The sequence below is a fragment of the Candidatus Neomarinimicrobiota bacterium genome, from assembly GCA_022567655.1.
Lineage (GTDB): Bacteria > Fidelibacterota > SORT01 > SORT01 > SORT01 > JADFGO01.
The window spans coordinates 1-3,261 of record JADFGO010000139.1 but is presented as its reverse complement, the minus strand read 5'-3'; the positions used below and the strand labels follow the sequence as shown (position 1 = coordinate 3,261).

The window sequence follows — 3,261 nt, the reverse complement described above, 5'->3', positions numbered from 1 at the left end:
AAATAGTATTTGGCCAGTATTGTTTCTATTGTCGTTCGGTCTCATTTTAACTTTACGTAACCAAGGTTTATAACATCAAGGCAATCACGTATGGCAAAAGAAGAAAGCTATAAGCCGGCACAAGGAAAAGGATGCCGTAGCTCAACTGGGAGAGCGCCGCCCTTGCACGGCGGAGGTTGTCGGTTCTTCCGCAGGAACTCCCTTGGAGGATCCCGATCGGCTCCACGAATAAATCCCCTCTTATCAAGTCCGGTGCGGAATTCACCCTTCGACTCCGCTCAGGGTGACAATGGATATAATGCGAGTCAGGGCTCGCCCTGACCGCATAACAGGAAATAGAGTACATCTACCGTGTTGATTCTGCTTTGACTTAATCGATGTATTCCTAAATATCGATGGGCTGGTTTCTCTCAATGAGTGTCTTCGACACAAACCAGCCCCTACAAGCATTAAAATACGGGGGCTTTAGCTCTGTAAAGAGTTGATTTATTTGAGGTAGTTCAGTAGGAATCTATTCGATGAACGACAGTTGTTCCCCTGTTCCATTCTTCAAATTAATCTCAGTATGGTCGGACATAATTTGAAGAATATTGTCAGGAGTAATTTCGACGGCGCCTCGTCTTATGAGTTCTTTATTTCCATCAGCATTTTCGATTAACTCCGGTTTCAGAACATAAAGAGGAACACCATACTTCAAGGCAGATTTCCCGGAGGCAAAAGTACCGCTCATTTTGTCGTCACTGTCTTTATTAGGGCCCGACTGGATTACCACAACAGCGCTTGATAATCCTACAATAGTCTCATTTCTGATCATTGCATTCCGCGCGAACCATTTCACTTCAGGAGCAAACTGTGATAGGATCAGCGTATTCTCGCTCCACTCCGGTATGTCGAGGAACTCTCTTTTTTGCCTGAATTCATAGATACCATGACTTAATACAATTGTGGTAGTTCCCCCGAATTCCAACGCTGTTAAGTGAGCAATCGAGTCTACGCCTTTTGCATACCCCGACACAATATTGAATCCCTTTTGAGTCAATTCCTTTGTGATATTCATCGCATGCTCAATTCCGGTGTCAGTGACATCTCTGGCTCCAATAATTGCCACGTTTTTTGCATTCAACAAATTCTTATCACCCAGGCAAAAGAGTAAGGGTGGTGCGTTATCATTAAGCGTCTTTGCGAGTTGTTCGGGATATTCCTTCAGGTCCGGCGTAATAAGCCTGATTCCTTGCTTAATTAACCGTTCATAATTCAGGTAACAAACGGAGTCCTCAACATTTTTCCAGGCTTCGTAAAGGCTTTCGTTTACTCCAAGATTCATAAATTCTTCTTTTGAAAAATCTTCTAAATTGGTGATTCCAATATTTTGGTCCCGGATCCCTCTGTATATCTTATTAATCGTCTTCGTTCCGAAACCTTCCACGCCGAAAATCTTATACCAGATGTATTCCGAATTGGATATCATTTCTTCTTCCGCGTTTTGGTCACTGTCAATACATAGATGCTTCTGATATATTTTTCGTTATTCAGAGTTTTTGTTACCTCTCTCAAAGTCGCGCCCGACTGGTAAAGGTCATCGAACAGAAGGACGTTTTTCCCCACCCGGTCGGGCTCTATATCCGGGTTCAGTTTGAACACTCCCCGCAATAATTTCTCTTTGGCTGCTTGTGTCTCCACCGACTTGAGTGTTTGGGTAATTTTAATCTTTTGGATATAATCGTGGAGAACAATTATACCTAATTTTTCCCCCAGGGCATCTGCCAATACTGTAACGGGCTGAAATCTCCTATCCTCGTTCGACGGTGGAATCGGTATGATAGAGGATATGTTTGGAGCTGCCCGGCGATCCTGGAAAAACTCATACAGTTTAGCTGCGAGCGGCTCGATTTGACTTTTATCATTTTGATATTTCAACTTATGGAGCATTTGCCCGATCTCTGTATATTCGGTATCAAATTCTCCTTCCGCAATATAACTGCTTGAAATCGTGTGCAAATCGAGCGCCCACCCGAATCTCCAATTTCCTTTTAGAACTTGAATCGGCAAACTATATCTCTTCAAGTCGATAGATAAAAGTCATACGTAAATATATAATTTTGGCGGTGTAATAAAAACCATTATTAAGATAGCCGGCAGGTCATATCAAGCCGTTACATGTGCGATCATCCGGCAGCTGCCGGATAACCCGCTCATATAATTTCCATCAAAACTCGCAAAATAAATCTTGACAGGTAAGGGAGATGTAGGTATATTTTCTGATGCCCCAAAAAGTGAGTTGGGGGCCATGAGAGTGTTCTTTGACAATTGAGAAATCTGTTTTAAGGGTAGAACAAGTAGTAATAACTACGATTGATATGACTACAAAGAATTGTGGTCAAGCTACTAAGGGCGTACGGCGGATGCCTAGGCACCAAAAGGCGATGAAGGACGCGGCTAGCTGCGATAAGCCTCGGGGAGGAGCACACATCTTTAGATCCGGGGATTTCCGAATGGGGCAACCCCTTCCGAGTAATGTCGGAAGACTCACCGATGAATACATAGTCGGTGTAGAGCGAACTGGGAGAATTGAAACATCTTAGTAACCCAAGGAAGAGAAAATAAAAATGATTTCCCTAGTAGCGGCGAGCGAACGGGAAAGAGCCTAAACCAATATCATGTAAACCTGCAAGTGTTGTGGTATTGGGGTAGTGGGACTTTAATGGAGGTCTTTGCAGAGACCTCGAAGAGTAAAAAACCTTATAATTAGATGAATTGTTCTGGAAAGACAAACCGCAGCGGGTGATAGTCCCGTAATCGAAAATTGTAAGGCTCTTTGGTTAATGTTCCCGAGTATCACGGGACACGAGAAATCTTGTGAGAATCCACCAGGACCATCTGGAAAGGCTAAATACTCTTTGGTGACCGATAGTGAACTAGTACCGTGAGGGAAAGGCGAAAAGAACTCCTAGCGGAGAGTGAAATAGAACCTGAAACCGTATGCCTACAAGCGGTCGGAGCCGCCCCATTGTTTTTTAACAATGGGAGGTGACGGCGTGCCTTTTGCATAATGAGTCAGCGAGTTACTCCTATACTGCAAGGTTAAAGTTTAAAGACTGGAGCCGAAGCGAAAGCGAGTCCTAACCGGGCGAATAAGTAGTGTGGGGTAGACCCGAAACTGGGTGATCTATCCATGGCCAGGATGAAGTCTCGGTAAAACGAGATGGAGGTCCGAACCAGGGTCGGTTGAAAACGGCTTGGATGAGCTGTGGATCGGAGTGA

General features: G+C 44.2%; 2 protein-coding genes, 1 tRNA gene and 1 rRNA gene. 2 read left to right on the top strand and 2 right to left on the bottom strand.

Going from position 1 to position 3,261, the window contains the following annotated elements; translation table 11 throughout:
- The first annotated feature begins 129 nt into the window (after window positions 1-129).
- A tRNA-Ala gene (locus IID12_10120) sits at window positions 130-225 on the top strand.
- A 286-nt stretch (window positions 226-511) separates the two neighbouring features.
- Here the strand turns inward: IID12_10120 and IID12_10115 are convergent.
- Complete coding sequence (locus tag IID12_10115) at window positions 512-1,468, bottom strand: DNA-processing protein DprA (protein ID MCH8289438.1); 957 nt, start codon at window positions 1,466-1,468, stop codon at window positions 512-514.
- Window positions 1,465-2,049, bottom strand: a complete 585-nt coding sequence (locus tag IID12_10110) for a ComF family protein (protein MCH8289437.1) — start codon at window positions 2,047-2,049, stop codon at window positions 1,465-1,467. The genes IID12_10115 and IID12_10110 overlap by 4 nt, the downstream gene beginning before the upstream one ends.
- 326 nt (window positions 2,050-2,375) lie before the next feature.
- On the opposite strand from IID12_10110, the gene IID12_10105 reads away from it, so the two are divergent.
- Window positions 2,376-3,261, top strand: a 23S ribosomal RNA gene (locus tag IID12_10105); the annotation flags it as partial.

Bases quoted from the DNA above. Each gene is read 5' to 3' on its own strand.
- IID12_10115 (MCH8289438.1), bottom strand. From the start codon at position 1,468: ATGATATCCAATTCGGAATACATCTGGTATAAGATTTTCGGCGTGGAA.